The 22,099-nt window shown below is 43.5% G+C and carries 19 protein-coding genes; 8 read left to right on the forward strand and 11 right to left on the reverse strand.

The features are described from left to right. Positions 1-42: 42 nt before the first annotated feature. From ACT3ID_RS08830 to ACT3ID_RS08840, 3 genes are all read right to left on the reverse strand, one after another. The gene (locus ACT3ID_RS08830; RefSeq protein WP_491541652.1) at positions 43-522 is read right to left on the reverse strand and encodes an ankyrin repeat domain-containing protein; all 480 of its coding nucleotides are present in this window, start codon (positions 520-522) and stop codon (positions 43-45) included. Between the two features lie 617 nt (positions 523-1,139). Further along, a complete protein-coding gene (locus ACT3ID_RS08835; RefSeq protein ID WP_491541913.1) occupies positions 1,140-2,543 on the reverse strand; it encodes an alanine/glycine:cation symporter family protein in 1,404 nt (467 codons plus the stop codon). A gap of 48 nt (positions 2,544-2,591) precedes the next feature. Then, the gene (locus tag ACT3ID_RS08840) at positions 2,592-3,059 is read right to left on the reverse strand and encodes a DinB family protein (RefSeq protein ID WP_491541653.1); all 468 of its coding nucleotides are present in this window, start codon (positions 3,057-3,059) and stop codon (positions 2,592-2,594) included. A 148-nt stretch (positions 3,060-3,207) separates the two neighbouring features. On the opposite strand from ACT3ID_RS08840, the gene ACT3ID_RS08845 reads away from it, so the two are divergent. Continuing rightward, a complete protein-coding gene (locus ACT3ID_RS08845; RefSeq protein ID WP_491541654.1) occupies positions 3,208-3,972 on the forward strand; it encodes a type III pantothenate kinase in 765 nt (254 codons plus the stop codon). A gap of 232 nt (positions 3,973-4,204) precedes the next feature. Here the strand turns inward: ACT3ID_RS08845 and ACT3ID_RS08850 are convergent, their stop codons facing one another. Next, a complete protein-coding gene (locus ACT3ID_RS08850) occupies positions 4,205-4,879 on the reverse strand; it encodes a MarC family NAAT transporter (RefSeq protein ID WP_491541655.1) in 675 nt (224 codons plus the stop codon). 118 nt (positions 4,880-4,997) lie between these two features. Between ACT3ID_RS08850 and ACT3ID_RS08855 the strand changes: the two genes are divergently transcribed. The 3 genes from ACT3ID_RS08855 (at position 4,998) to ACT3ID_RS08865 (ending at position 7,562) form a co-directional block, all read left to right on the forward strand. After that, positions 4,998-5,474 carry a GAF domain-containing protein gene (locus ACT3ID_RS08855; protein ID WP_491541656.1) on the forward strand — a complete coding sequence of 159 codons (477 nt, stop codon included), beginning with the start codon at positions 4,998-5,000 and terminating at the stop codon, positions 5,472-5,474. A 25-nt stretch (positions 5,475-5,499) separates the two neighbouring features. After that, positions 5,500-5,994 carry a DUF4920 domain-containing protein gene (locus tag ACT3ID_RS08860; protein WP_491541657.1) on the forward strand — a complete coding sequence of 165 codons (495 nt, stop codon included), beginning with the start codon at positions 5,500-5,502 and terminating at the stop codon, positions 5,992-5,994. Between the two features lie 116 nt (positions 5,995-6,110). Next, entirely contained in the window at positions 6,111-7,562 is a 1,452-nt protein-coding gene (locus tag ACT3ID_RS08865) for a M20 family peptidase (protein ID WP_491541658.1), read from the forward strand. 11 nt (positions 7,563-7,573) lie between these two features. On the opposite strand, the gene ACT3ID_RS08870 is transcribed toward ACT3ID_RS08865, so the two are convergent. Continuing rightward, entirely contained in the window at positions 7,574-8,608 is a 1,035-nt protein-coding gene (locus ACT3ID_RS08870; protein ID WP_491541659.1) for a methyltransferase domain-containing protein, read from the reverse strand. 155 nt (positions 8,609-8,763) lie between these two features. On the opposite strand from ACT3ID_RS08870, the gene ACT3ID_RS08875 reads away from it, so the two are divergent. After that, the gene (locus ACT3ID_RS08875) at positions 8,764-10,653 is read left to right on the forward strand and encodes a serine hydrolase domain-containing protein (protein ID WP_491541660.1); all 1,890 of its coding nucleotides are present in this window, start codon (positions 8,764-8,766) and stop codon (positions 10,651-10,653) included. 264 nt (positions 10,654-10,917) lie between these two features. On the opposite strand, the gene ACT3ID_RS08880 is transcribed toward ACT3ID_RS08875, so the two are convergent. Both ACT3ID_RS08880 and ACT3ID_RS08885 read right to left on the reverse strand, forming a co-directional pair. Further along, positions 10,918-11,679, reverse strand: coding sequence for an ABC transporter ATP-binding protein (locus ACT3ID_RS08880; protein WP_491541661.1), 762 nt, complete (start codon positions 11,677-11,679; stop codon positions 10,918-10,920). A 50-nt stretch (positions 11,680-11,729) separates the two neighbouring features. After that, the gene (locus ACT3ID_RS08885) at positions 11,730-13,286 is read right to left on the reverse strand and encodes a hypothetical protein (RefSeq protein ID WP_491541662.1); all 1,557 of its coding nucleotides are present in this window, start codon (positions 13,284-13,286) and stop codon (positions 11,730-11,732) included. A gap of 111 nt (positions 13,287-13,397) precedes the next feature. Between ACT3ID_RS08885 and ACT3ID_RS08890 the strand changes: the two genes are divergently transcribed. Beyond that, positions 13,398-13,646 (forward strand): hypothetical protein, encoded by a 249-nt coding sequence (locus tag ACT3ID_RS08890; protein ID WP_491541663.1) that lies wholly within the window; start codon positions 13,398-13,400, stop codon positions 13,644-13,646. Between the two features lie 6 nt (positions 13,647-13,652). Here the strand turns inward: ACT3ID_RS08890 and ACT3ID_RS08895 are convergent, their stop codons facing one another. The 4 genes from ACT3ID_RS08895 to uvrA form a co-directional block, all read right to left on the reverse strand. Continuing rightward, complete coding sequence (locus tag ACT3ID_RS08895; protein ID WP_491541664.1) at positions 13,653-14,423, reverse strand: ThuA domain-containing protein; 771 nt, start codon at positions 14,421-14,423, stop codon at positions 13,653-13,655. Positions 14,424-14,506: 83 nt separating this feature from the next. Further along, a complete protein-coding gene (locus tag ACT3ID_RS08900) occupies positions 14,507-15,607 on the reverse strand; it encodes a flavin-containing monooxygenase (protein ID WP_491541665.1) in 1,101 nt (366 codons plus the stop codon). 216 nt (positions 15,608-15,823) lie between these two features. After that, positions 15,824-16,405: a porin family protein gene (locus tag ACT3ID_RS08905; RefSeq protein WP_491541666.1), complete on the reverse strand. Its 582-nt coding sequence runs from the start codon at positions 16,403-16,405 to the stop codon at positions 15,824-15,826. 268 nt (positions 16,406-16,673) lie between these two features. Next, entirely contained in the window at positions 16,674-19,580 is a 2,907-nt protein-coding gene (gene uvrA, locus ACT3ID_RS08910) for an excinuclease ABC subunit UvrA (RefSeq protein WP_491541667.1), read from the reverse strand. A 144-nt stretch (positions 19,581-19,724) separates the two neighbouring features. Here uvrA and ACT3ID_RS08915 point away from each other — a divergent pair, with 144 nt between their 5' ends. Further along, positions 19,725-20,366, forward strand: a complete 642-nt coding sequence (locus tag ACT3ID_RS08915; protein WP_491541668.1) for a CPBP family intramembrane glutamic endopeptidase — start codon at positions 19,725-19,727, stop codon at positions 20,364-20,366. A gap of 124 nt (positions 20,367-20,490) precedes the next feature. Then, positions 20,491-21,921, forward strand: a complete 1,431-nt coding sequence (locus ACT3ID_RS08920; protein ID WP_491541669.1) for a pyridoxal phosphate-dependent decarboxylase family protein — start codon at positions 20,491-20,493, stop codon at positions 21,919-21,921. The last annotated feature ends 178 nt before the right edge of the window (positions 21,922-22,099 follow it).

The following is a 22,099-nucleotide window of genomic DNA, read 5'->3' on the forward strand; positions in this document are numbered from 1 at the left end:
AGGGGAACCGGGGCTCAAAGGTCTTAACCTATGCTTAGAAAGTTACTTTGCAAGCGGTGCTTGCTTTTTCGACCTTTTGAAGAACTGTACTAAGTGATCATGTCCAAATTTTGATGCTAGAGTCAGGGCTGTGTTTCCGTTTTCATTACGGATAGATATTTTTGCGCCACGCTCCAAAAGTTTTTTGGCAACATAATATTGGCCCGACTCCGCCGCTATCATTAACGCGGTGACACCATTTTTATTTTGTTTGTTTACGTCTGGATTGTGAGAAAGAAGTATGTCCAGAATGCGCATATTTCCAATCTTGGCTGCCACCATCAAAGGCGTATTCCCTTGCTGGTCAACGGTGTCAATATCAGTATCCTCAGCAAGCAGAACGTTTATGCTTGTGTAATCGATATTCTTGATGGCAGTAAAAATGTTATCTTCAATAGTATCAGTGTTGGAATTTGCCTTAATACCAGTAATCGCTACAAGAGAGATACTGATGGTTAAGAGCAATCCTTTAATGAGTTTCATATAGTTATTAACAGTGATGTTTTTTAATTAGAAAATGTTTTTTAAGAGATGTTGGCTCCCTTAATTGAACATGGTAAAAATACGCAGATCGGCACCTAAAAGTTACAGTTAGAAATGAATTTTGTATAAAAAGAAAGGTTTAACAGCCGAAAACCAGAAGCCTAAATAATTAAGGATTATTCGCACACAGTATTAATAATAACTTATTTTCCTTCATTTATGGCCAAAATGCCTAAATAAGTAAAAAGGATTGGGATATTAAGAAAGTGTAAAGATGCGAAAAATTCGTGCGGAGTGGGAGAAGTTTTTCATGCCGTAATTATAAAATCGTGTCCAATATATAGTTAAACACGTCGGACGTTACGATATTTTTTGACGCCCCAAAGTACATAATGTACATATGGAAACAATAAGTGATTGCCGGCGCGGGTAATATCATCGAGTGGCCAAAGAAGCATCCGTGAATAATTTGTCCGTTTTTGTCAGGATCTATCTGTCATCAGCAATGACTAGCTGAGAAATAGTCTCTGGTTATTCCGAATACTTTCCATTGACTCGTCAAGTGTTTCTTCAGCATTAAAAACCGGCAACACAACAGATACTCGAGGCCTGCTCATTTAATCATACATTTCCATGGTATCAATACGGGAGAAGTAATCCTGGGCTACTTCTTTAACTTTGGGTGCAAGTACGATGGTAGAGATCATTGTTGGGATAGCCATTAGGGCAAACATACCATCAATAAGGTCGATTACCGCACCGATTGATGCAATCGATCCGAAAATAATAGATCCAACATAAAAGTAATTATACCAGTGTTGACGTTCGGCACCAATTAGGTATCCAAGACATTTAGTTCCGTAATACGAGTAAGTAAGCATGGAACTGATAGCAAAAAAGACGACGCAAATAACCAGCAAATAAGTGCCAATTTCGGGCAATGCTTCGTTGAAAGCATTTAGCGTGAGCGTTACTCCGTTGGCTTCGGTAGATTTCCAGACACCGGTAACCAAAATTGCAAGGGCGGTCATAGTACAAGTGATAATCGTGTCTATAGCGGGACCCAACATAGCAACAAGCCCTTCACGAACAGGTTCTTTGGTCTTCGCCGCCCCGTGTGCCAGTGCTTCAGTTCCAAGGCCGGCTTCATTTGAAAATACGCCACGCTGTATTCCAATCACAATGAGTGACCCCACGGCACCGCCCATTACTGATTTACCGGTAAAAGCATCGGTGACAATGAGTCCCAGATAGTGGGGAATTTCAGTAACATGAGCGGCTAAAATAGCGATTACGCATCCCACGTAGATGATAACCATTGCTGGAACCAGTCGTGAAGTTACTTTTCCGATCCGGGTAATGCCACCAAAAATAACGATTGATACAAGTACAACAAGAACGAGACCTGTAATCAGATCGCCGCCCATATGTGCATTGGCAGCTACCCATCCCTGTGGTATGTAAATCGAATCGCGTAGAATCTGTGTTAACTGATTGGCTTGGAAAATAGGTAATGGTCCGAAAATACCTGCAAAAGCAAATAGAAAAGCCAACCCTTTCCACACTGGTTTCCAGAACGAGGAAGCCTTCTTGGTCAGTCCTTCTCGAATGACGTACATGGGACCGCCCTGGATTTTTCCGGCTGTATCTTCTCCACGATATAAAATGGCCAAAGAACAGGTGAAAAATTTCGTTGCCATTCCCACAAAAGCACTTACCCACATCCAGAAAAGTGCACCGGGTCCGCCCATGAAGATAGCTACGGCCACACCACTGATGTTTCCCATGCCTACTGTAGCAGCAAGAGCACTGGAAAGTGCCTCGAAGTGGGAAATATCTCCCGGATCATCGGGATCATCATACTTTCCGCGGAGAATATTCAAGGCATGTTTAAAGTATTTAAATGGGGCAAAGCGAGAATAGATCAGGAAGAATACCCCGCCGCCTACCAGCAAGTAAACCAGCGGCATACCCCACATAAAGCTTGAAAATTCGGATAAAATCTGTTCTATAAATTGCAGAGCAGAACCTCAGTAATTTAAGTTGGAAAATTTGTGCAGAAGAATATACTAATTTGTGCGGCTAAAAAAGATAAAGTCGGTGGCCGGCGGTGCAATATTTGCATCTCGTAACAATTTGGCAATCTGTGCCCGATGATGTTGTCCATGAATAATCACGTGATGTAGAATATCCGAGAGGGGCGTATCAAATGAAGTGCCTTTTGAGTTTTTATACGAGATGATACGATCCAGTTCAGATCGGTTTGCTTTAATAAGCTGCTGCCACTTTTCATACAGTGTCGTAATTTTTTGCAGGGCAACAGACAGATTGTAATCCGGCCAAACTTTCAGATCACCTAAAGGCTGACTCTCAATTCTGCGATACCAAAGGTCCTGAGCCCCGGCGATATGTGCAAAATAATTTACAGCCTGTTCGGAAAGAGGAAAATCGGGGTTATCTTGCAGGCTCAGCACTATCTGTTCGTTTGCCCAGTTATCGTAGGAAAATAGCCGTAAAAGTTGATCCGATTGATCCATGTACATGTGTTTTATTTGCTTGCTAAGGGTTGATCATATCAGAATCAAAGCTATTATACAAATTTTGATGTAGATTTAGCGCATACTATTTTTATGCCTCTTTTATGGGAGTTAGGGAGGGGCAAAATAAGAACTTAAGTATTACATTATGCTTTTAGCTTTAGATATCGGAAATAGTAATATTGTCATTGGGGTATCCAATAATGGTAACTGGATGCGGCAGTGGCGAATCCAAACTGATGATGACAAGACAACCGATGAATATGCTGTTCTATTCAGAAATCTTTTTCAGGAAGCAGACTTGAATTATGATCAGTTTGAAAAAGTTATCATCTGTAGTGTTGTCCCACAGTTAACCCAGGCTATCGATGAAGTTTTTGAGAAACATTCGAATACAAAGCCCTTAATTTTAAATAGTAATGTTGAAACGGGAATCAAGGTAAATACAGCAAATCCAGAAACAGTCGGCGCCGATCTTATTGCTGATGCTGTAGGAGCTTATGATGTATTTAATGAAGATTGTATTGTTGTGGATTTCGGAACGGCAACAACCTTGATGGCAGTACAAAATCCCGGCGAAATGATAGGCGGTGCCATTTGTGCGGGGATCAAAGTCACTATCGATGCACTGGTGGGGAAGGCGGCCCAGTTGGCCCAGATCCCGATCGAGCCCCCGAAGTCAGTCATTGGCCCCAATACGATGGAGGCGATGCAATCGGGGCTTGTGCTTGGACATTTCTGCATGGTTGAGGGATTAATAAACCGAATGAAGAAGAAATTAGGTTCGGATTCAGTCAAGGTAATTGCCACGGGCGGACTTTCGGAGAAAGTGGGCGCTCATACAGATTATTTCGATGTAATTGACCCGATGTTAACCCTGGATGGGCTGAGGTTGATTATGGAAAGGCAGTGAGGCAGATGGCAAATGTGAGACGGCAGATGTGTTGAACTTGGATGGGTAGGATTTTTAAAGATTTGCTGGATGAAATAATTGATAAATCACAAGCGATAAAATCCTGCTCATCTTGTTAATCCAGCTTACCGTGCTTTCAAATTGAGAAAACAGATTATTTACTGTGAGAGGAATAGCCATTATTATCCGTCTCACATTTGCCGTTTGCCGTTTCACATTTTACCGTCTGCCATCACACCCCGAAAAATCTTGAGATCCCATTTAAAATAAATTGTACCCCGATCGCCATTGCGATAAAACCCATCATGCGGGTAATAGCGCCCATTCCTGTAGGACCTATGTATTTGGCAGAGAAAGGTGCCAGGCGAAGTACGCCATAAGAGATCAAGGCCACCAAAAGAACTGCTGCCGTCATAATTATTAGATCCATAATGCCTGTAGCCTGCGAAGCAAGTCCGATTACGACAGCGATACTTCCCGGGCCCGACAGCATAGGCATGGCCATGGGACTAAAAGAAATATCCTCTTTTAATTTGGCTGCTTCTTCAGCTTCTTCAGAGAGTTTACGTTCTGTGTCACTGGGGTTAAGCATTGCATAAGCTGCACGAAGAATAATAAGTCCGCCGGCTATACGAATGCCCGACAGACTGATGCCAAAAAAGCTCATGATGTAATTCCCCGCCAGCAAAAATATAGCGAGCACCAGAAACATGTAGAGCGATGATCTTTTAGCTATAGCACTGCGTTCACTGGCGGAATTATGCTCGGTAAGCGATAAAAATACAGGCATTGCAGCCAGTGGATTGGCCACAGAAATAATAGAAGTGAAGGCTGCAATCAAAAGAGTGGTGGAACTGGAAACATAATCCACAAAAAAATTGCTTTGGGTCAGTATCTCTTCAAACATAGCTGCAAAGATAGGAAATCACTATTAAAATGTTAGACACAAAAATGAAGTAAAACTTTTCAAATGCTAAATTTACCCTTAGCTTTAGGGGCTGATGTAAATGAATTTAAAAGGAGTTATGAGTAGAGAAGTAATAGAAGAAAATAAGATTCTGATAAGTCGTGTAAAGAAAATTGTCGATAATCCCGAGCAGACGCGGGATGAAAAATTGCAGGACATTTGTCAGGTGCTTGCTGATGAAATTGATGTCTTTGACTGGGTTGGGTTTTACCTGATTGATCCAGATGCGGAACAGGAATTAGTGCTCGGTCCATATGTAGGCGAAGCCACCGATCATACGCGAATCCCATTTGGGAAAGGTATTTGCGGACAGGCGGCCGAGACAAATGAGACGTTTGTAGTACAGGACGTGAGCCAGGAAGATAACTACCTGGCCTGCAGCGTAGAAGTTGAGGCCGAAATTGTGGTGCCTGTTCGAAAAGACGGTGAGTTTGTTGCCGAACTGGATATCGATTCGCATACCCGAAATTCAATGACGGATGACCATCGAGTACTGCTTGAAGAAATTTGTGATATTGTATCCGAGCTATTTTAAATCCTAACAAAAACTGATAGTACCAATGAAAAAAATACTGTTAGTTGTTTTTGGATTACTCTTTGTAGCCAATATTGCTATTGCCCAGGAAAGTGATGAGGCTGTTCAACTGTCTGAACCGGTGGAGACCGGAGAAGACTACGAAGTTTATGGCTCCGAGTTTCCTGATGATGCACAGTTTTTTACGCCCGGTTATTTGATAAGAAACAGCAATGTTTTCGAAGGACAGGAAATAGCTACAAGAGGCACTATCAAACAGGTATGTCAGAAAAAGGGATGCTTTTTTATTCTCACAGATGGTGAAGATGAGGCCCGGGTAACATTCAAGGACTACGATTTTTTCATCCCCACAAATACGGCCGGCAAAGAAGTCAGGCTTGTTGGCACGTTTGATATAAAAGAGCTTTCCGAAGATGAGGCGAAACATTACGCCGAAGATGCTGATGAAGATCCTAATGAAGTTGAAGGCCGACAAGTAGAATATCAGATAGTGGCCACTTCTGTAAAAATTTACAATTGATATCTCATCTCTTAACTCTTGCCGCATCTGTTTCTCTAGCGGAACTGCCGGAGTTAAATTTTTCTATTGTGCATGCAGAATATTTGCATTAATGCCTTCTGATTAAATCTTTTGCGATGAATATTTATCATCCGTCTATAGCTATTATCCTCAGCATTTTACTCATCGGTTGTGGATCAACAGAGAATGTTGAGAGGAAGAGTGAGCGGCCTGATTTTTCCCATAAGATTGAAGAAGATAAAGTTATAGACAGGCTTAGTCAGGCTCTTCAGTATCAAACAGTTTCGCTTGAAGATACTGCAGAAATCGATTACGGTGCTTATGAGAACTTCATTGAATTCCTGGAGGGAAATTATCCCAACCTTCATGAAAAGACCCAGCTTACCCGTATTGGGGAATATAGTCTGCTCTATAAGTGGAAAGGCAGTAAAGAGGATCTAAAACCCGCGCTTATGATGGGGCATTATGATGTGGTGCCTGCGAAAGCCGATACGCTCTGGGAACAGCCTCCTTTTAAAGGTACTATGGATAGTGGTTTTGTCTGGGGGCGTGGGGCGCTGGATGATAAAGGAGGGATCATGTCTGCTGTTGAAGCAGTGGAGTATTTGACAGCAAGGGATTTTCAACCCGAACGAACAATATACCTTGCTTTGCACCACGATGAAGAGGTGGGAGGGGTGCGCGGAGCCAGAAAAGTGGCCGATCATTTGGAAGAGGAAGGGGTAGAACTGGCTTATCTGTTAGATGAGGGGCTGCCTATTGCCGAAGAGATACTTGATAATGTAGATGTACCCCTTGCCATGATCGGAGTTGCTGAAAAGGGATCGGTCAATATTGAACTTACCTATCGTCAGGATGGCGGACATTCCTCTATGCCTCCCCGTTCAACGGTTATTGGCACCTTGAGCCGGGCGGTTAATCGAATCGAGCAAAAGCCGATGAAAGCCAGTTACAGTGGTTTAATTAAAGAAACATTCGATCCACTGATTCCTTACATGTCATTTACGCAGCGTTTGGCTTTTAATAATACGTGGCTGTTCGGGGGAATCATCAAGAGAAAGTTGAGCAACAATCCGGCGACGAATGCGGCACTGCGTACTACAGCGGCCAAAACTATTTTTGAGGCCGGATTCAAAGAAAATGTTCTTCCAATTGAGGGACGGCTAATCATCAATTTCAGAGTGCATCCTAATGATACCATAGAAGATGTGAGGGAATATGTGCGCGATCGAATTCGAAATGACAACATCCACATTCGCGTGCTTGACCGTGCCCGCAATCCGTCCCCCGTTTCTGATACCCGTGCAGCACCATATCAAATGCTCCGAAGTACAATTATAGAATCGTTCGATCAGGCTCTTGTAGCTCCCTCGCTGTTTGTCGCGGCCAGCGATTCGCGCCATTTTCATGATCTGACTTCCAACATCTATCGCTTTCGGCCTATTCGCGCAAATTATGACGACCGGCCGAGAATTCACGGCATCGATGAGCGAATCCGCGTTAATAACTACCTCGAAATGATACGTTTTCATATTCGTTTTATCGAAAACGGTTCAGTCGAGCTGTAATAAAAAACGTATCAACGTACTTTGCAGATCAATCCATTATGCGCTTTAATGTATCCGGCGCGCAGGATTTCAAAACCGTGTTCCCAGGCATAAAGACCCATCTGGTAGATATCCATTAGCTCGCGATAGCCATAATTCATGTAATCACTCATCACCGTATAAAAGGCTTTGCTGCGCAGCTGATTACGGGGCGTTGTCAGGATGGCGTAGCCGTTCGGCTTCAAAAAACGTCGGTGCATCTCAAAAGCTTCATGTTTGTATTCATCAGGAAAGTGTTCGATTAGTCCGATGCTGACCACAATGTCAAACTCTTTGCCATATTTCAGGTTGCGGATATCATCCACAACGAAATCAATATTCAGCTCTTCTTTGTAATAGATTTTGTGGTTGCCAGTGGCGGGATTGTTGCCAAGGAAAGGATACTGTGCTGGAAACTTACCGAAACGATCAGTTTTGCAGAACTCGTCGTAATCCACCAGCACAGCGTGTCCGCCGGGATATTGCGCAAGCAGTTGCATCGCCTCGTATCCATCAGCCGCGCCCAAGAAAAGTACCTCCGGCTTTTCAACATCCAGTCCTTCAAACAAGGCACGCTTCCCGCGTGGATCCCAGATGGCGTCCTCCACACGATGCACTTTATTCCAGACCAACAGCTGAATAAGCTCTTCCAGCGCTTCGCCGGCACCATGAATATCCAGCTGCATCAGGTGCTTCCAGATATCTGAACGAGCCTGCTGTTTTTCTGTTGGTACATCTTTTATAAAAAGGCTGTGAAATGATTTGTTGAAATGTTTCCATCCCTCTTTAACGGGCATGCGTTCGTCATGCTCTTCCTCCCACATCTTTTTACCTTCAGCCCATTTATCCACTTTGTATGGTCGATCAACGTCGTCCCAGGAAAGATTTGACCAGTCGGTATAACTTACATCCTCAAACACATCGGGCGGAGTGTTACGGAGATCGCGGACATGGGTGGGGAGACGTTCAAAGAATCCAACCTCGTGTTTGGCATCTGCTGATGATCTTTTAGAAATAGATGAGTTCATAACGGCGGAGCTTTATTATGCTAACTATTTCATTATAATTAACTGAACGATTAAAATCATGATAGTTAGCACAGAGATAGCATTAAGATTGAAACTTCAGAGATGAAGTTTCGTGCATTATCCGTTGGCAAATTTAATGTAATGGGATTAAAAAAATGATACGACATTTCTTGGCTATTCTTTTTCCGCTTCTTCTGTTTTCTGCGGCGGAAGCACAAACACCGTGGCCCGATTCAACAGCACTTGATGCTTACATGGATGGATTGGTTAACACCTATATGGAAGAAAATAACATTGCCGGAGCTACAGTCAGTGTTACAAAAGATGGAGAGCCAGTGCTCCTTAAGGGGTATGGTGAAGCGGACGTGAAAAATGATATTGGGGTGGATCCGGACAGTACGCTTTTTCGGATTGGGTCAATCTCAAAGATGTTCGTGTGGACAGCCGTGATGCAGCTGGTTGAGCAGGACCAGCTGGATCTGGATGAGGATATAAATCAATATCTTGAAGATTTTCAGATTCCCGATACCTATGAGGAGCCTGTTACGCTACGGCACCTGATGACTCATTCGGCGGGTTTTGAAGATTACGTCATAGGTCTCTTTGCAAGGGATACAACCCGGCTTCGTCCGTTGGGAGAGATCTTGTTTGCAGAAATGCCCGCTCGAGTACGTCCGCCGGGAACTCATTCCTCTTATTCCAATCACGGTACAGGCATGGCCGCCTATATCGTGGAGCAGGTTTCCGGGATGGAGTTCGAAGACTATGTTGAAGAACGCATTTTCGAGCCGCTGGAAATGAATCAGAGCACCTTTCGCCAGCCACTTCCATCGGATTTGAGTGATCAAATGTCAAAGGGATATGCTTTTGAAGGTGGTGAATACAAAGAGAAGGATTTTGAATATGTGCCCCTGGGACCGGTAGGTGCGGCCAGCACAACGGCCGCCGATATGATCAATTATATGCAGGCGAATTTGCAGTATGGTCAATTTAAAGACACTGCAATATTAGATTCTGCGACCGCTGCCTTAATGCAGAGCCCCGCGTTCCGGCACGCTTCTAGTGTAAATCCCATGCGGCACGGTTTTATCGATATGAGTCAAAACGGTATTGAAATCATCGGTCACGGGGGAGATACATTCTGGTTTCACTCTTTGATGGCGCTTTTCCCGGATCAGGAGGTGGGATTTTTTATCTCGTTTAACAGTGCTGCGGGCGGTAGTGCTAAGGGAGAGTTGTTAGAGGATTTTGTCGATTACTATTTTCCTGAAGATGACCTCGCTGTAGATACATTAAAAATGGGTGAGGAAGAGCTCCAGCGATTTGCAGGCAATTACCGCGGAAATAGATATCCGCATGAGCGATTTACTTATCTGTTGGCACTTTTGGGATCAGACGAGATAAGTGCGACAGAAGAGGGAATGTTGAAAACGATGGACAGCGGAGAGGCTAACTACTGGTTCCCGGTGGACAGCCTGACATTTCGCAACACTGAAAACTCTGAGCTACTTGCTTTTGAGGAAAATCAGGAAGGGGAAATTACACATATGTTTCGCAGTGGGTTGCCTATCATCGCCTTTGAAAAAGTTCCTTATATATCCGGACAAACGCTCCACTTTATCCTTTTCGGCGCGGCTGCAATAGCATTTTTAGGAACGCTCATTTACTGGCCTTTGGCTTATGGCATCCGTAAGCGATACCGGCCGGGTGCCAAAGCACGTCCTCCACTATCACTGCCCAAAAAAGCTGCAGCCTGGATGAATGCATTAGTAATTCTGGCATTTTTCGTCTGGGTGGGAGTATTGCTAAGCCAGGGGAATGGAGAGGCTATTGTGTATGGGGTTGCAGGTTCTCTTAAAGCAGCATTTACGCTCCCATTTCTTTCTGTCTTTTTAACTATCGTAATGGGCTACAACACGTACGAAATGTGGACTTACGGGGAGAGTGGAATATGGAGCCGGCTTTGGTATACGATACTTTTTGTGCTGTCTGTGACTATGCTTTGGCAGTTATATTACTGGAATCTGCTGGGTTTTAAATTTTAACCCAAATATTCACGAAGATATATGAGATGAAGGGGTCAATCTTATTATTACAATCATGTAAAATTAATGAATTCCTCTAACCTGCTATCTGTCATCGCGAGGAAGTGTAGTTGCGACCGCGGCAATCTCCCAATGTTGTGTTATTTTCTCGTCAGGGGATTGCTGCACTTCACTCTTCCGAAGGCATTCGGAACGCTTCGCTCGAATGACAGTCCTAATTTCCTAGTGAATGGTCCGGGGCATAAACATGATGGCGCGGATTTGTTAAAGCCACTTTAATACATTGTCCTGAGGTTGTTCAACCTGCACATAGCTTTCGAAAATTTCACTGAGGCTGGAATCTTCTTGTAACTCTTTGCGGCTTTCCGAATCCAGATACGCAATAACTTTTTGGTTGTGCAGGATAGCGATATCATCGCACAGATTTTCGACAATTTCCAGAATATGGCTGGTGATAACAATGGTAACTCCTTTTTCCTGAAGATGTTTGAGAATTGTTTTCATCCGACCGATAGAAATAACATCGATGCTTTCAAACGGCTCATCCAAAAAAAGGATCTTCGGATCACTTAAAATAGCCGCGCAAAAAGATAGCTTTTTACGACTGCCTGCAGAAAGTTTATTAATTTTTGCGTGTTCAAACTCCGCCAGCCCCAGATAATTGAGCAGCGAGTTTATCTTTTCTTGCCGTGTTTCTGTGGGAATTTCATAGACATCGCAGATGTAATGCAGAAAATCGTGACTCGTAAAATGCTCAAATAGCAAGGGCGGCTGTAGGACAGAAGCAACCTGTTGCTTGATATCCAGATCATTGGTTTCATTCAGTTCCAGTCCGTTGATAAAGATTTCTCCGCTGTCATAATCCAGCAAACCGGTCAAGATACCAATCAAAGTACTTTTCCCAGCGCCATTAGGGCCAATCAGCCCAAATATGTTACCTGATGGCACTGACAGCGAAAAATTATTCAATACATCCGTTTCACCGTATGCCTTGTCAAGATGCTTTATTTGAATAGCTCGTTTCATAATTAGCACATCAAATTGGAAGTTGTAAACTTTCTTTGGATACAATTTAACTATTGATCCGCATCGGCCCACACCTGATGCAGTATATGTTTGTCAAAAGCTCTTACAAGCACATCCATATTCCGCCAGAGATAGATACTGATGGCAATAATTAAACCACCCATTACCCAGAGCCTGTAAATTTCGAGATCCCCAATCGGAGCAAATACGGCATAGCCGAGGCCAAAAATCAGGAAGATCATCATGAATGTCACTTTTTGCGAAATAATGGGATGCTTAAAACTGAATGAAGTATAGTTGGCTTTTTTGTAGTGATAAAAAGAGGACCACAGAAATACCAGCGTAAAACAAACAAAGAAAAAGGTATTGGCAATATAGATTTCGATCACAGATCCCAGCTGTGGCAAATAAAGAATTTCTGCAGTTGTAATAAGGTAAAAAATAAGCAAGGGCACTACGATAATCCCCAAAAAACGTTCTTTCAGTTGTTTTTCAAACAATTCTGGAAGCTGTTTGTGCAGCAAAAATTCTTTGTTCTCATATCCGTACATGTTGGCCATTCCCATCGCCAGAAGTGCAACTGGTATCGCCGCCAGCATTGTGGGAATAAGCAGACTGCTGTAATAGTTGTTGCCGAGCTGAAGCAGAAGCGGAATATAAACGGCAGGAATCAAAGCAATGGTTAAAAGCTGTAGTCGATTATATGGGTGGGCAAGAACATAGTAATAGAACTTACCGGCATTCTGTCCCAGCCATCTCTTCAGGAAATGCCACAGGTGATTTCGTTTATAAATTTTACGCTCTTTAACCGGTTGTTGCAATCCCTCCCGTGTCTTTAAGAAATGGTCACGCGAAATTAGCAAGATCAGCAGTGCGCAAAATCCATAAATAGCGGAGGCAACAGCCAGATTATACGAGCCGATGGCGGTGTATTCCAGCAGTCCCCCGGGTGTATAAAACAGGTACTCGTTTAAAGTGGTAACACCGGGTAAATATTGCGATACAATGACTTCAAACTGGCGGGAGATTATGGCAATGGCCTGTATAGTCCCAAAGATCAGGAAAAGGGCGCTGAATACGATGATCTTGAATCGTTTTTCCACAATTTTAAGGAACCGGTGCTTAATAGAAAAAATAATGGCGTAATTAAGCAGCACGGCCGCAATAACGACCGGTACATACATCAGATTCTGGATCTGCATTAGAAGAAAAACCAGCCAGGTAAAATTGTAGATCAGGTTAAGGGGATGGAAGAAGCCCATCAGATTGAGATGCCAGCTCAACTTTTTGACGGGATAACCATAGGCCAGTAGTTTGCGATTTTCTTCCATATTCAGCAGGCGCGTGCTGGTAAAAGAGAAATGCAGAATCCACAGCACGTTGGCAAAAATGAGAGTGATAAGCCGGTGAATTTCAGGTGTCAGCCATGGCATAGTGCGGGCAACAAGAGGATTCTGATCAAAGAGGACGATGACCAGAGCCGAGCCAAGCAGATTAGAAAACAACACCAGCAGAAAAATGATATATCCCACCATTAAAAAAGTCTGGAATTTGGATAGCCGATCTAAAAAGGCCGTCCAGTTGAGATATATCAGCTTACGCAGCATTTCTCTATCTATTTTTATAAGTAGTTACAGAAATGTTCAAAATACTATTTCGGGAATCAACCTAACAGTCTTATCTTTTGGAGTGATATATAAAACGATGTGAAATGATTTATGACATCCAAAAACACGCTCAAATATATATTTATAGTTATTGTGATTGCCTTGGCGGGATTGGCTCTGGCTGATGCACTTGGCTATTTTAATACCAAAAATTATACGGCGGTACCACATGGTTCACACAACCATTATGTGCCGGATGATCGCGATCCGAATGTGCCAATCGACGATTTTCCGCAGGAGGAGCCAGGACCGGGAGAAAAAATTACACCCACCGGACAAATTGTCCCTGTTGATCAGTAGCAGGTTTTAGTTCGATCCGAGAGTATATCGTATGCCGCCTTCAAGATGCTTTCGAAACAATGGCTCAGAATAACTTTCGGATGTGTGTCCGCCACCGGTGTAAAAAATGCGCCCTCCTTCAAATTCATGATACCAGGCAATAGGGTGATCTGTTCCATTTTCTCCACCTTCGTAGCTGGACTCCTCCAGGTTTAACAGCACGTTTATATCCGGATTGAGATCCTTGAAATTATACCACTCATCGGTGCGGATCCACTCGTCTGGCAGGAAAGAGGTTGAGGGGTGCTCCTTATCCAAGACGCTGATCGATGCTTCCTGCACTTCGGGATGGCTCTCGAAATACGCACCTACCATTTCGCCGTACCACGGCCAGCCGTACTCAGTGTCCGATGCCGCATGAATGCCGACAAATCCGCCACCACTTTTGATAAATTGCTGGAAAGTCTCTTGCTGTTGATTGTTGAGTATATCGCCGGTTGTATTGAGAAAAATGATGAGATCAAAATTAGCCAGGCTGTCGGATTGAAAATAAGCTGCGTCTTCGGTGTGGATAGTAGCAAACTCATTTTCTGAGGCGATCTCCTGAACAGCTTTTACGCCGTCGTCGATAGATTCATGGCGATAACCTTCGGTTTTGGTGAAGATGAGAATGGAAGATGATTCCGACGTAAGTACTTTTTTTGTTTCCGCGTCTATATCTGAGCAGCCGATGGCAAGAGATCCAAGAATTAACGCCACAGATAACATCAACATTAAACGGGTGTGAGTAAATAACATACTTAGATAATTGAGGTAATGTTCAGGATTTATAACATAATGAGATTCTTAGATCTATCAACGATAAATTTGATAGGAAGGGGTTATGGGTTAGCAATTTGATCTGCAATCTGTTTTGCTTCGTGCGAAATTTCACGCAGTACGCCGGTAGCCTTGACCTGAAATCCGCAAAAGAATAACCCCCTGCTTTCTCCGTCGGCAACCGATGGGGTGGATTTTAGGAATTTTTCCGTGGCTGGTTTGTATCCTGTTCCCAAAATTACAGCATCAAAGCAATGGCGTTTACCGTCTGAAAATAGCACTTCATTACCCTCAAATTTTTTAATATCCGGAAATACTGCTGCAGCTTTTTCCTTAATCAGTTTAATTGTCCCAACATCAATCAAAGGAATACGCTGCTGATTTTTGATTTGTGTAAACGGACCGTCTTTGGATTTGCGAAGCCCTAGTTTGTTGAGGCTTCCAAAGACGATTCTGAGTATCGGAGCCGTCAGCAGATCTGCCAACCGGCATGGAATTTTTGACAGTGGTATGGCAATGGCAAGGATGGGAATACCCAGTAGGTCGCGCGGAATAACATTAACAGAACTGCGTATCGAAAAGGCGACCTGGGCTCCATTCTCATGCAGATCGATAGCTATTTCTCCAGCCGAATTCCCGAAACCGACTACAAGCACGCTCTGATCTCGGAAAAAATGTCCGCAGGAATATTCAGAAGAATGTAAAATAGATCCCGGAAATGTCTTTTGTCCCGGCCATGAAGGTATGTTGGGCCGATTGTTGTATCCGGTGGCAACCACCAGGTTTTCCGAGCGGAATTGATGTTTTACCGTACGAATTTTCCAGTGGCTGCCTGAATATTTTGCTGATATAACTTCCTCATTAAACTGCGGATGCAAATCAAAATGCTGGGCGTAGTCGTTAAGATATTGTATTATCTGACGACGCGACGGATAGGTTGGATAGTTTTTCGGATATGAATAGTAAGGCAATTCCGAATGATTTTTATCGGTATGCAGGTGCAGCCGCTCATAATGCCGGTGCCAGGAAGCACCAATTTTATCACTTTTTTCCAGGATCAGGAAATCACGTCCTTTTCTTTTTAGACAGGTTGCAACGGCCAGTCCTGCCGGACCGGCACCAGCTATAATTGTTTCGGTACGCTGTACGGATGAACCAGCCACTTTACTCTCTCTTTGAGGCGGTTAGTTTTCTTTTATATAAAGATATAATACCGCTAAAAAAGAAGCCAAAAACTCTTTCTGCCAGTTTTTTCAGTCGAATGAGTGGTTAAATAGAAAAGATAACTGCAGGAAGTTTAAAATGAGAAAAGCTGATTTCTGTAGATTATTTAAAAAAAATCAAAAGGCTCCAGAATGGAGCCTTTTGAAAATCTTACTTTATAAGCTGATACCGGCCACAATAGAGAATACGCTGTTTTTACCTTGACCGTCTTCATATGCATCCACAAAACCAAAACCGTACCGGAGTCCGATATTAAACTCTGTTACTCCTGCATTAATATCAACACCGCCACCTATGACACCACCAAAATCTGTTTGGGCATCATCAACATCAATACTAACGCCGCTGCCGGATACTTCGCTATTAAGCGAAAATCCTGCATAGGGACCTAAATAAATATGTGGCTGGATTGGGCCGGGTAGAAAACTGAATTTAGCAAGGACCGGAACTTCCACATAATCTGATTTTAGTGTAGCACCACCCTGTTCATAGCCTTTTTGCGTATATAAAACCTCTGGTTGAATTGAAAAAGGACTCATTGGGACACTAAAATCAGCATAAGCACCCACCATAAATCCGGTTCTGGAATCTGGTTCAAAACCATCGGGCAGATCATTATAGTTGGAAAAGTTAAGCCCCGCCCGGAGGCCAATATCTGCCTGCGCATTGGCTTGTTGAACAGATAAGGCTGTTAATAATCCACATAAAATAAATATTGATAAAAGTGACTTCTTCATAATATCTCCTGTTTGTTAGGATGAATAAAAATCTACGTCCGTAGAGGAATTTCTAAGAAGATATTACAAAATATAACTACAACCTCCATAGCTTGTGCTGAAGATTGAGCTTGGAAAGCAAACTTAACTGTGAGGATCTGTGCGGATTTGTGGCAAAACGTCGTGTCCTCCAACCAATTCTTTGCTCATCTTCATAAGAGGAGTGTTATAAATAACACTCTGCGCAACTTTGCGCCCTCTTTGTGAAACTTAGTATAGAGCCTTTGACCTACAGCACATCCTGCAGATACTTTCCCGTATAGCTTTCATCTACATCAGCAATCTCTTCAGGCGTACCGGTAGCCACAATTTGTCCGCCGGCAAAACCGCCTTCTGGGCCGATATCAATGATATGATCGGCGCATTTGATCACATCCAGATTATGTTCAATAATTATAACACTGTGACCATTATTAACCAGCTCATTGAACGAGTCGAGCAACTTAGCAATATCTTCAAAATGGAGGCCGGTTGTTGGTTCGTCAAAAAAGTAGAGGGTATGATTGCCGACCGACTTGCCCAAAAATTTTGCCAGCTTTACACGCTGTGCCTCACCGCCGGAAAGCGTCGTTGCACTTTGTCCCAGCTTCAGGTATCCCAGACCGACATCCTCGAGTGTCTGTAATCTGGTGGTGATACGATCCTCATCCACAAAAAAGTCGATAGCCTCAGAGACCGACATATTTAGCACGTCATGAATATTTTTGCCGCGGTATTTTACCTGCAGTACATCCTTGCGATATCGTTTGCCACCGCATTCTTCGCAGGTGAGCTCGATATCGGCCATGAACTGCATCTCAATCGTTTGTACGCCTTCACCCTGACATTTTTCACAGCGTCCGCCGGGCACGTTAAACGAGAAATGCCCGGGCTCATAGCCCATAATTTTGGCTTGTCGCGTATTGGCAAACAGATCGCGAATACCGTCAAATGCTTTGGTGTATGTAGCGGGATTAGATCGCGATGAGCGTCCGATCGGCGACTGATCCACCATCTCAACAGAATCAATATTGTTCAATCCGGTTACTTTTCGGTGATGACCAACTTTATCGTTATAGGTTCCCAGCTGATTTTGAATAGCAGCATAAAGTGTATCATGCACCAGGGTAGACTTGCCCGACCCACTTACGCCCGTCACGCAGATAAGTTTGCCGAGGGGGAATTCTACATTCAGGCTCTTGAGATTGTTTTCCATAGCGCCTTCCAGAACGATCGTATCACCGGATCCCTCACGTCTTTTTTCAGGCACTGGAATCTTTTTAGTTCCGTTAAGATACTTGCCGGTAAGGGTTTTAGATTCCAACAAGTCATCATAGCTTCCTGTATAAGTGACTTCACCGCCGTGAATACCTGCAAAGGGGCCAATATTTATGATGTTGTCGGCCGATTTGATCATCTCGGGATCGTGCTCTACCACAAGTACCGTGTTGCCGATGTCACGCAGTGATTTCAAAATATTGATCAGCCGGTCGTTATCGCGTGGATGTAATCCAATGGTTGGCTCATCAAGCACATAAAGACTACCAATTAGTGAGCTGCCCAGCGAATTGGCCAGGCTGATCCGCTGTGACTCACCACCGCTAAGTGTTTTTGCCAGCCGGTTCAGCGTTAGATATTCAAGCCCTACCTCATCGAGATATTTTAGGCGTTTTCTGATTTCAAACAGTACCTGGTCGGCCACTTCTTTCTCAAACTCAGTAAGTTCCAGATTTTCAAAAAACTCACGTGCATGTCCGATGGTCATTTCGGCGACTTGGCCGATATGTTTATCATTGACTTTTACATATAAGGCATCTTGGCGAACACGATATCCTTCGCAGTCGGGGCAGCGGCTGTATCCGCGGTAGCGTGAGTAAAATACGCGCATATGCACCTTGTATGACTGACTTTTAACCTCCTCAAAAAACGGTCGAATACCGATATATTCGTCTTTGCCTTCCCACAGAATTTTTTTGACCTCATCGCTTAACTCTTGGTACGGGGTGTCAATCGGCAGGCTGTAGCGGGCAGCAACTTTGATGAGGTCGCGCAGATGACGGCTGAACTTTTCTCCGCTGTACGGCGCGATGGCACCGTTACGAATCGTTTTCTCAGGATCAGGAATAACCAGGTCTTCATCAATTCCAGCTATTTTTCCAAATCCTTCACAGGTGTCACAGGCCCCGAATGGATTGTTAAAAGAGAACATCTGCGGTTTGGGTTCGGTAAATTCCATCCCGTCCATTTCAAACCGCTCGCTGAAATTCAGCTCTCCATACTCGCTGATTGGTGAGCTTTGGCTAGATTCTTCCAGGGATCCATCTCTGTCCCCTCCTTGGGAGGGGAACTCTTTAATTTTTTCAGGGAGATCGGCTTCACGTATTTTAACCGAACAACGTCCACGTCCCTCGTGAAAGGCAGTTTCCAGCGAACCGGCAATGCGCGCTCGGGTATCGTCATCACTTTTAAGAATTAATCGATCCACCAACACGCGGTATTCATCAGGATTCATGTTGTCGGTATCCACATCGTCAGCAGTCAAATCCAAAATCTGTTCATCTTTGATATGTAACAGGCGCGGATACCCTTTTTCCTTCAGTACCCGGAGCTCATCGTCCAGCTTTTTTTCTTCGTGTTCAGGGATGGAAAAAAGCACATAAAACTTAGTGCCTTCCTCAAACTGGCGGTGTAGCTCTTCAATGGCAGTTTTGGTACTGTCCTTTTTGACCTCACGTCCTGACTTCGGTGAAATGGTACGACCGATGCGTGCATAGAGCAGGCGCATGTAGTCATAAATTTCAGTTGTAGTACCTACTGTTGATCGCGGATTACTGGAGGTTGTTTTCTGTTGAATAGCCATGGCAGGAGAAATTCCCTGCATGTAATCAACATCCGGTTTATCCATTCGGTCCAAAAACTGCCGGGCATAACTTGAGAGACTTTCTACATATCTGCGCTGTCCTTCGGCATAAATAGTGTCAAAAGCCAAACTTGATTTTCCCGATCCTGAGACGCCGGTAATAACCGTCATCTTGTTCCGGGGGATCTCAACATCGATATCTTTGAGATTGTGTACACGCGCCCCTTTGACAATGATGGGACGTTCTTCAGTTGACTTTTGTTTGGTGCTTTCAGAGGGAGATTTGGTCTGTGACATTCAGTAAATCTTTACGTTTGTATAAACGGGTAAAGGTAAGAATTTTATGGCAAAAAGTGAGGTATTGTTCGCATTGAACATTCAATGGTAACATGCTTATAAAAAGATACGTTCAAGTAAAAAATGGATAGAGAGGAGTCGATAATGGAGAACGAAAATCAAACAGAGAGCTGGCTTTTGGCAGTGGAGGGTGCCTTATTATTTATTGGGATTCCACTGCTGATGTTTTGGGAATTGATACCAATACCAAAAATTTTACTGCTGATTATGGTAGCGGGATATTGCGGATATCAGCTTTGGGGCGATTCCGAATTTAGCCGTGGAATTTTGACCCGGAAATTTACAGAAGATGTGAGCAAAAATATCCTGATCAGAACACTGTTCGTCATTGCTGCTCTGGTTGTTCTTGTTTGGATTCTTCACCCCGGGCGATTTTTTGCGTTTCCTTCTGAACGTTCTCTCTGGTGGATGCTTGTAATGATTCTATATCCATTTCTCTCGGCATTGCCGCAAGAATTCATCTACCGGACGTTTTATTTCCATCGTTACCGCCAGCTCATACCTTCAGAGAGTATGCTCGTGTTTACAAGTGCTATCTTATTTGCGTTTATGCACATTGTCTATTTTAACTGGTGGGCAATTGCTATTAGCTTTGTCGGCGGACTCCTATTTGCAATTACCTATATGCGCACGGAATCGTTGTTCTGGGTTACCATTGAGCATACTATTTACGGTTGGCTTGTTTTTACCTTGGGTTTAGGCAGGTATTTTTATGAAGCGCTTTAAGTACGAAACGAGATGAGTAGTTAGCTATTTCTTAAAATGAAGCTAGTGTCTCCAAAGGAAGAATCCTATATTCATGGTTTCGATTTAATGATGTAATCATAAGCGTTTTCATAAAAACAGCTCCATGAGTCTCGACGTTTCTCCGCAACAGTTTGATCAGTGGATAAAACAGGCTGGAAACTTAGTTACTAAATTTTATTCAGAAATGGATGAGTCACCGGTTTTTGCCGGAAAAACACCCGCCGAAGTCCAAAAATTGCTGAAAGAACCACTTCCTAAAAATTCCGAAGATATTACTGAGCTGCTGAATGCAGTAGGTGACAAAGTACTCAAGACCATAACGAATAGTAGCGGCCCCCGGTATTTCGGATATATTACCGGAGGTGGGAATCAGGTGGCTGTATTGGCTGAATTGATTAAGGCTTCGCTTAATCAGAATAATCTAAAATGGCATTCGTCGCCGGTCAGTACCGAGCTGGAACGGCTGGTGATGCGCTGGGTGGCAGAGTTCATCGGTTATCCCAAAAGCAGTGCCGGAGTGCTGCTTAGCGGGGGATCAGTAGCGAATTTTAACTGCATGGCGGTGGCACGTAAGATAAAAGCGCCTGCTGACATCTCTGGTGAAGGATTATATGGCTCGAAACCAATGACAGTGTATGTTTCGGAAGAAGGGCATTCCAGCTTTGATAAAGCGATGGATATGCTGGGACTCGGTAAAAATTACTTACGCAAAATTCCGGTGGATAATCAGATGCGTATACATCCCGAGGAGTTAGAAAAGCAGATACAGGCCGACAAAAACAGAGGTTTTCATCCTATCTGTGCTATTGCCGTAGCAGGGACAACAAACTCTGGCGCCGTGGATAATTTAAATGAGGTGGCGAAAATTTGCCAGCAGCACGATCTGTGGTTTCATGTTGATGCGGCTTACGGCGGCCCGGCGGCCAAAGTTGAAGGTGTTTCTCATTTGTTTGAAGGTATTGAAAAGGCAGATTCGGTGGTTGTAAATCCCCATAAATGGATGTATGTGCCTTTTGAAGCTGGGGGAGTACTGGTAAAAGATCCGGATCATCTTCGCAAAACATTTAGTACCATTCCCGATTACCTAAAGTCCGATGAGCAGAATGGAGGGCGTATCGATCTTATGGAATACAACCTGCCGCTGACGAAGGAATTTAAGGCACTTAAAGTTTGGATGACTATCAAAGCTTTTGGTGCAACCCAGTTACGGAAAGAGATAGCGGCCGATATTGAAAAGGCACAATATTTAGTAGAATTGGTAGAGGATAATGACCAGCTGGAAATGATGGCCCCGGCGCCACTGTCGATTGTTTGTTTTCGCTATAATCCAGGTGGTTTGGATCAAAATAAATTAAATGAGCTTAATGATCAGATCGTCAACAATATAGAGGATGACGGACGCGTGTTTTTAACCGGAACAAAGATTGATGGAGCTACCGCACTGCGGGCTTGCTTTATAAATCACCGTACAAAAAAATCAGACGTGGAATATTTACAGGATGTTGTTTTAGATATAGCAGGGTCTTTGGAATAATTAGCTAGTAATAGTTTCTGTTAACGATTTCTTTTATTGAAATCGGTTAAAGAGTATTGTACTATTCAGCAAAGTTTAATAGGTGATTTGTTGAGCATTTAATATAAGGTCAACAGAAACAGGTACTTAAGGGATGTTCGATGGGAGTACCTTATTTTTGACAATAAGGCTTTTTTCA

The sequence above is a fragment of the Fodinibius sp. GM108 genome, from assembly GCF_058386985.1.

Coding starts and splice junctions, on each gene's coding strand:
- ACT3ID_RS08855 (WP_491541656.1), top strand. CDS start 4,998: ATGAGTAGAGAAGTAATAGAAGAAAATAAGATTCTGATAAGTCGTGTA.
- ACT3ID_RS08875 (WP_491541660.1), top strand. CDS start 8,764: ATGATACGACATTTCTTGGCTATTCTTTTTCCGCTTCTTCTGTTTTCT.
- ACT3ID_RS08860 (WP_491541657.1), top strand. CDS start 5,500: ATGAAAAAAATACTGTTAGTTGTTTTTGGATTACTCTTTGTAGCCAAT.
- ACT3ID_RS08905 (WP_491541666.1), bottom strand. CDS start 16,405: ATGAAGAAGTCACTTTTATCAATATTTATTTTATGTGGATTATTAACA.
- uvrA (WP_491541667.1), bottom strand. CDS start 19,580: ATGTCACAGACCAAATCTCCCTCTGAAAGCACCAAACAAAAGTCAACT.
- ACT3ID_RS08915 (WP_491541668.1), top strand. CDS start 19,725: ATGGAGAACGAAAATCAAACAGAGAGCTGGCTTTTGGCAGTGGAGGGT.
- ACT3ID_RS08890 (WP_491541663.1), top strand. CDS start 13,398: ATGACATCCAAAAACACGCTCAAATATATATTTATAGTTATTGTGATT.
- ACT3ID_RS08845 (WP_491541654.1), top strand. CDS start 3,208: ATGCTTTTAGCTTTAGATATCGGAAATAGTAATATTGTCATTGGGGTA.
- ACT3ID_RS08885 (WP_491541662.1), bottom strand. CDS start 13,286: ATGCTGCGTAAGCTGATATATCTCAACTGGACGGCCTTTTTAGATCGG.
- ACT3ID_RS08870 (WP_491541659.1), bottom strand. CDS start 8,608: ATGAACTCATCTATTTCTAAAAGATCATCAGCAGATGCCAAACACGAG.
- ACT3ID_RS08830 (WP_491541652.1), bottom strand. CDS start 522: ATGAAACTCATTAAAGGATTGCTCTTAACCATCAGTATCTCTCTTGTA.
- ACT3ID_RS08895 (WP_491541664.1), bottom strand. CDS start 14,423: ATGTTATTTACTCACACCCGTTTAATGTTGATGTTATCTGTGGCGTTA.
- ACT3ID_RS08850 (WP_491541655.1), bottom strand. CDS start 4,879: ATGTTTGAAGAGATACTGACCCAAAGCAATTTTTTTGTGGATTATGTT.
- ACT3ID_RS08880 (WP_491541661.1), bottom strand. CDS start 11,679: ATGAAACGAGCTATTCAAATAAAGCATCTTGACAAGGCATACGGTGAA.
- ACT3ID_RS08920 (WP_491541669.1), top strand. CDS start 20,491: ATGAGTCTCGACGTTTCTCCGCAACAGTTTGATCAGTGGATAAAACAG.
- ACT3ID_RS08865 (WP_491541658.1), top strand. CDS start 6,111: ATGAATATTTATCATCCGTCTATAGCTATTATCCTCAGCATTTTACTC.
- ACT3ID_RS08840 (WP_491541653.1), bottom strand. CDS start 3,059: ATGGATCAATCGGATCAACTTTTACGGCTATTTTCCTACGATAACTGG.